This window comes from Modestobacter sp. KNN46-3, assembly GCF_011039295.1.
The window spans coordinates 1-2,994 of record NZ_JAAKGN010000276.1 but is presented as its reverse complement, the minus strand read 5'-3'; the positions used below and the strand labels follow the sequence as shown (position 1 = coordinate 2,994).

5 protein-coding genes are annotated in these 2,994 nt (G+C 75.4%); 2 read left to right on the top strand and 3 right to left on the bottom strand.

The genetic code is table 11. From position 1 onward, the window contains the following. Nucleotides 1-123: 123 nt before the first annotated feature. The 3 genes from mscL to G5C62_RS26410 all read right to left on the bottom strand — a co-directional run bounded on the left by mscL (nucleotide 124) and on the right by G5C62_RS26410 (nucleotide 1,730). Nucleotides 124-543, bottom strand: a complete 420-nt coding sequence (mscL, locus tag G5C62_RS26420) for a large conductance mechanosensitive channel protein MscL (protein ID WP_036336242.1) — start codon at nucleotides 541-543, stop codon at nucleotides 124-126. Between the two features lie 45 nt (nucleotides 544-588). After that, a complete protein-coding gene (gene cpaB, locus G5C62_RS26415) occupies nucleotides 589-1,245 on the bottom strand; it encodes a Flp pilus assembly protein CpaB (protein WP_164703329.1) in 657 nt (218 codons plus the stop codon). A 110-nt stretch (nucleotides 1,246-1,355) separates the two neighbouring features. Then, a complete protein-coding gene (locus tag G5C62_RS26410) occupies nucleotides 1,356-1,730 on the bottom strand; it encodes an FmdB family zinc ribbon protein (RefSeq protein WP_164703328.1) in 375 nt (124 codons plus the stop codon). A gap of 177 nt (nucleotides 1,731-1,907) precedes the next feature. Here G5C62_RS26410 and G5C62_RS26405 point away from each other — a divergent pair, with 177 nt between their 5' ends. Continuing rightward, nucleotides 1,908-2,390: a MarR family winged helix-turn-helix transcriptional regulator gene (locus tag G5C62_RS26405; RefSeq protein ID WP_164703327.1), complete on the top strand. Its 483-nt coding sequence runs from the start codon at nucleotides 1,908-1,910 to the stop codon at nucleotides 2,388-2,390. A gap of 42 nt (nucleotides 2,391-2,432) precedes the next feature. Continuing rightward, a partial coding sequence (locus tag G5C62_RS26400) for an MsnO8 family LLM class oxidoreductase (RefSeq protein ID WP_164703326.1) occupies nucleotides 2,433-2,994 on the top strand: 562 nt, incomplete at its 3' end.

Genomic DNA, 2,994 nt, shown 5'->3' with positions numbered 1-2,994 from the left:
CTGGGCACCCTCGCCCTCACCCCTGACTTGCCACGCCGACCCAGCCCGACGACGTTCCCGCGGGAACGTCGTCTGGACGCGATCACTGATCGCCTACGACCACTGACCCTTGGAATAGGTCATCTAGGCGCGGTGCCGGGCCTCCGGGCCGGACGCCGGCGGCTGCCCGTGCTGGGCCTGGAGCAGATCGCGGATCTCGACGAGGAGCTCGGTCTGGGTGGGCAGCACCGGCCCGGTCTGCTCACCGCGCTCCCGGCGCTCGAACAGCGTCTTCATCGGCAGCACGACCACGAAGTAGATGACCGCCGCGGTCAGCACGAAGGTGATCAGCTGGTTGACGAAGGCGCCCCAGGTGAAGTCCTGCCCGTTGACCTCCAGGACGCCGCCGTCCACGCCGCCGCCCCCGATCAGCCCGATCAGCGGGCGCAGGAACGACTCGGTGAACGAGGTGACCACGGCCGTGAACGCGGTGCCGATGACCACCGCCACCGCGAGGTCGATGACGCTCCCGCGGAGCAGGAAGTCCTTGAAGCCCTTGAGCACGAACGGCACCTCTCGGTCGCGGGGACCCCACTGCGGAGCCCCTGATCACGGCCGGCCGAGCGTAACGGTGAGCGTCGCGGTCGCCGCGGCAGCGGCCAGCCGCGCCGCGGTGTCCGGGGAGACCGCCAGCACCAGCAGCCCGCCGCCGGCCGGGGTGCCCGCCGTCGGGCCGTCGCTGACCTCCGGCGTCGGGGCGGTGAGCACGCGGGCGCCGCTGGCGACCACCTCGACGACCGGGGCCGCGACCGCGCCCGGCGCGCCGGCGGCCAGCACGTCGACCCGGTCACCGGCGCGCAGCAGCGTCGCCACCGCCAGGTCGGCCAGCCGGACGGGGGCGGCGACCTGCCCGGCGGGGACCGCCGACCACAGCCCCGGCCCGACCAGCCGGACGTCGGTGACCGGCTCACCGGAGCGCACCGGCGCGGCCAGCAGCTGACCGGTCAACCCGGCGACGTCGGCCGTGGCCCCAGAGGGGAGCAGGCCGGTGGGCAGCTCGGCTGCCGCGAGATCGCCGGCGGTGAGCACCGTGCCGGCCGGGAGGTCCGCCGCGGCGACGACCACCGGGACGGTCGGCTGTTCGCGCTGGCCCGGGGGCGACGGCGGTGGGCGCAGCGCGAGGACCAGGGCCAGGCACACGAGCGCGGCCGCGGCCACCTGCCGCAGCAGGTGCACGGGGGAGCGCGGACGGCGGAGACGGGGCACACGACGACGCTAGGAGCGGCGGCGGTGCCCTTCCCGGTGCGGAGCGAGGCTGTGGACCGCGGGCCCGGCTGTGGACCGGCGGCAGCGCGCCGCCGTCGTCCGTGCGCCGGTCAGTTCGCGGCCTTGCCCCCGCTGCTGCTGGACGAGGAGCTGCTCGACGACGTGGACGCCGTGCCGCTCGACGTCGTGCTGCTGGTCTTGCTGCCGGCGTCCTTGCTGCCGGACTCCTTGCTGCCCCCGGAGTCCTTGCTCCCGCCGGAGGACTCCTTCGCCGAGCTGGAGCTGGTCGAGGCGCCCTCGCCCTTGCGGCTGTCGGTCCGGTAGAAGCCCGACCCCTTGAAGACCACGCCCACCGAGCCGTAGACCTTGCGCACCGGCGCCTCGCACTCGGTGCAGGTGGCCACGGCGGGGTCGGTGAACGACTGCACGACCTCGAACTCGTGCTTGACCTCGGGGTTGGTGCAGACGTACTGGTAGGTGGGCACGGTGCTGGAGCTCCTCGTCCGATCCGAGCCGGGCTGGCACTCCGCCCCGGCGACTGCCAATGATGCGCCGTCGGCCCGCCCGGCGTCCACGCCGGTCGACCGGTGTCCGCCCGCCGGGTGACGAGCGTCTCCCGCTGCGGCCGGACGGCGCCGACCCGGCCGGTAGCGTGGCCGGGCGTGTCCTCCCCGTGGCTCGACGAGCAGCAACAGCGCACCTGGCGGGCCTGGCTGGCCGTCGCCGAGCTGCTGCCGCGCACGCTCGACGCCCAGCTCCAGCGGGACGCCGGCCTCACCCATGCGGCCTACGTCGTGCTCGCGATGCTGTCCGAGGCGCCGGGCGGGAACCTGCGGATGAGCGACCTGGCGCGCACCGCGAACCAGTCGCAGAGCCGGCTCTCGCACACCGTGGCCCGACTGGAGGAGCGCGGGTGGGTGCGTCGCGAGAAGGCCGCCGAGGACCGCCGCGGCAACGTCGCCGTGCTCACCGACGCCGGCCGGGACGTCGTGGAGCGGGTCGCGCCCGGGCACGTGGCCGCCGTCCGGGAAGGGGTGTTCGCCGCGCTGACCCCCGCGCAGACGCTGGCGCTGGAGGAGGCGCTCACCGCCGTCCTCGACCGGCTGGACCCCGACGCCACGCTGCGGGCGCACGAGCCCGGCTGAGCGGCGGGAAGCCCGCCCGCCGGGGCGGTGTTGGCCGCAGTGATGTCCGAGATCCCGCTGCCCCTGTCCGTGCTCGAGCTGGCCACCGTCGGGTCCGGGCAGACCACCGCCGACGCCCTGGCGCACACCGTCGCCGTCGCGCAGGCCGCCGACCGGCTCGGCTACCGGCGGCTCTGGGTGGCCGAGCACCACAACATGCCGGCGGTGGCCAGCACCAACCCGCCGGTGCTCATCGCCCACCTGGCCGCGGTGACCGACCGGATCGCCGTCGGCTCCGGCGGGGTGATGCTCCCCAACCACGCGCCCTTGGTGGTGGCCGAGCAGTTCGCCCTGCTCGAGGCGCTGCACCCCGGGCGGATCGACCTGGGCATCGGTCGGGCCCCGGGCACCGACCAGCACACCGCCCTGGCGCTGCGCCGCGACCCGAAGCTGCTGTCGGCCGAGCAGTTCCCGCAGGACCTGCTCGACCTGCTCGGGCTCTTCGGTGACCAGCGGGTCGAGGGCGGGCTGGCCGAGCGGTTCACCGCCACGCCGGCCGCCGTCTCGGCGCCCCGGGTGGTCCTGCTGGGCTCCAGCAGCTACTCCGCGCAGCTGGCCGGGCAGC